The following is a 2,193-nucleotide window of genomic DNA, read 5'->3' as shown; positions in this document are numbered from 1 at the left end:
GTCGGCGGCGGCGAAGTGGCTGCTGGTGGGCCGGTTCCGGGCGCGCGAGCACCCGTTGTGGAGCGGGTTCGTGTGGCGCAACGAGCTGGCGGACACGTTCGTCGAGGTGCTGGCCGTGCCGTGGCTGGTCGGGTCGGCCGGCGGGTCGCCGGTGATGGCGGTGTGGCTGCGCTCGCTGGGCGCGCGGGTCGGGCGCGGCACGTGGGTCGAGTCGTACTGGTTCCCCGAGTCGGACCTGGTGCGGCTGGGCGACGGTGCCGCGGTCAACCGCGGGTGCGTGGTGCAGACCCACCTGTTCCACGACCGGATCCTGCGCATGGACCGCGTGGAGCTGGAGGAGGGCGCCACGCTCGGCCCGCACGGGATCGTGCTGCCGGGCGCGACGGTCGGCAGGCACGCGACGGTCGGACCGGCGTCGTTGGTGATGCGCGGCGAGCACGTGCCGGACGGCACCCGCTGGCTGGGCAACCCGATCTCCGCGTGGCGATGACCGGCCCGTACCTGCCCGGCCACGGCGACGGCGGCTACCGGGTCGGGCACTACGACCTGGAGCTGGACTACAAGCCGCACACCGGTCGGCTGGCCGGCCGGGCCACGCTGTCCGCCGTCGCGGACGGCCCGTGTCCCCGGGTGGTGCTGGACTTCGGCACGCTGACCGTGAACCGGGTGCTGGTGGACGGCCGACCCGCCCGGCACGTGCACGGCGGCGGCAAGCTGCGGGTGCGCCCGGCGCGCGCGGTGGACGGGCCGTTCACCGTCGAGGTCCGGTACTCGGGCGTCGCCCGCCCGGTCCGCTCCCGGCACTGGGGCGACCTGGGCTGGGACCAGCTCACCGACGGCGCGCTGGTGGCGAGCCAGCCGATCGGGGCCCCGTCCTGGTTCCCGTGCAACGACCTGGTGCGCGACAAGGCCGCCTACCGGATCTCGGTCACCGCGCCGTCGCCCTACGCGGTCCTGGCGACCGGGGTGCCGGTGGACCGCCGCACCAGCGGCAGCAGCACGACGTGGGTCTACGAGCAGGCCGAGCCGATGGCGACCTACCTGGCCTCGGTGCAGATCGGCCACTACGAGCGGCTGCCGCTGGCCACCGGTCAGGACGTGGCCGTGCCCGCCCGGCTGCTGCGGGCCGCCCGGCACGACTTCGCCCGGCAGCCGCGGATGATGAACGTGTTCGAGGAGCTGTTCGGCCCCTACCCGTTCCGCACGTACCAGGTCGTGGTGACCGACGACGAGCTGGAGGTGCCGATCGAGGCGCAGGGCATGTCGGTGTTCGGCGCGAACCACGTGGACGGTCGGCGCGGGCACGAGCGGCTGGTCGCGCACGAGCTGGCCCACCAGTGGTTCGGCAACAGCGTCGGCCTGGCCGACTGGCGGCACATCTGGCTCAACGAGGGCTTCGCCTGCTACGCGGAGTGGCTGTGGTCGGAGCGGTCCGGCGGCCCGGCCGCCGCCGCGCTCGCCCAACGCGCCCACGCCCGGCTGGCCCGGTCCCCGCAGGACCTGCGGATCGGGGATCCCGGCGTGGCGAACCTGTTCGACGACCGGGTCTACCAGCGGGGCGCGCTGGTGCTGCACGGCCTGCGGACCCGACTGGGTGACGCGGCCTTCTTCGACGTCCTCCGCGAGTGGACCGGCGCCCACCGGCACGGCACGGCGACGACGGAGGACTTCGCGGCGCTGGCCCAACGCCACGCCGACGAACCGCTGACCGCGTTCTTCCGCTCCTGGCTGGCGGAACCGCGGCTGCCCGCGCTGTGACCCACGGCACGCGCCGCGCAGGCAGCGGTCACCCGTCGGCGGCCTCATACAGTGCATGACGGAAGCCTCAACGGACGCGGTCGGGGTGGTGGCGTTCGACGCCCCCGGGGTCGGTCCACCACCCGAGTCGGACGCCGAGCTGTGGCGTGCCATCGCCGCCGACGGGCCGCGGGCGCACGCCGCGTTCACCGAGCTGTTCCAGCGGCACGCCGAGGCGGTGTGGAACTACGCCTACCGGCTGACCGCGTCCTGGGCGCAGGCGGACGACCTGCTGTCGACCGCGTTCCTCAACGCCTGGCGCACCCGCGGCAAGGCCGTGCTGACGCGCGACTCCGCGCGCCCCTGGCTGTTCACCGTCACGGCCCGCCTGGCCCGTGACGAGCGCCGTGCCGTCGCCCGGCGGACCGCGGTGCGGCAGCGGCTGTCCCGCGCCAC

Annotated in this window: 2 protein-coding genes and 1 pseudogene; all 3 read left to right on the top strand. The window is 74.9% G+C overall.

The window, feature by feature from the left end; genetic code table 11:
* Positions 1-490, top strand: a pseudogene (locus tag AB0G02_RS36280) (amino acid adenylation protein); the annotation flags it as partial.
* Positions 487-1,758 carry a M1 family metallopeptidase gene (locus AB0G02_RS36275; RefSeq protein ID WP_360803831.1) on the top strand — a complete coding sequence of 424 codons (1,272 nt, stop codon included), beginning with the start codon at positions 487-489 and terminating at the stop codon, positions 1,756-1,758. The pseudogene AB0G02_RS36280 and the gene AB0G02_RS36275, both read left to right, overlap by 4 nt.
* A gap of 55 nt (positions 1,759-1,813) precedes the next feature.
* On the top strand, positions 1,814-2,193 hold a 380-nt coding region (locus AB0G02_RS36270; protein ID WP_360803828.1), incomplete at its 3' end, for a sigma factor.

Origin of the sequence: Actinosynnema sp. NPDC023658 (assembly GCF_040639995.1) — a bacterium.
GTDB lineage: Bacteria > Actinomycetota > Actinomycetes > Mycobacteriales > Pseudonocardiaceae > Actinosynnema.
This window is presented reverse-complemented; position numbering and strand designations above follow the sequence as displayed.